The 232-nt window shown below is 40.1% G+C and carries 1 protein-coding gene; it reads right to left on the bottom strand.

Translation table 11 applies throughout. The annotated features are described in order from the left end of the window. The coding region (tnpA, locus tag ACO0LL_RS30465) for an IS200/IS605 family transposase (protein WP_422954557.1) at nucleotides 1-200 on the bottom strand (200 nt) is incomplete at its 3' end. Nucleotides 201-232: the final 32 nt, after the last annotated feature.

Here is a 232-nt window from a genome sequence, read left to right as displayed (position 1 = left end):
CTCAAACACATATGAACATGGTCAATCATCAAGTGACCTTCAACTACGCTGCATTCCCTTTGCTTGGCCAACTCCCGAAATATTTCCCCAAGATGCTTTCTCAATGCCCCATAGATCAACTTCTTTCTGTATTTCGGAATGAACACTATATGGTACTTACAATCCCACCTCGTATGACTCAAACTTTGATACTCTTTCATCTTGAAACTCCTTCTTTTGGTAGAGATAGAAG

Origin of the sequence: Undibacterium sp. TC4M20W (assembly GCF_049340245.1) — a bacterium.
Classification (GTDB): Bacteria; Pseudomonadota; Gammaproteobacteria; order Burkholderiales; family Burkholderiaceae_D; genus Undibacterium.
Note: the sequence above shows the minus strand (reverse complement) of the source record. Positions and strands in the feature narration are given on the sequence as shown.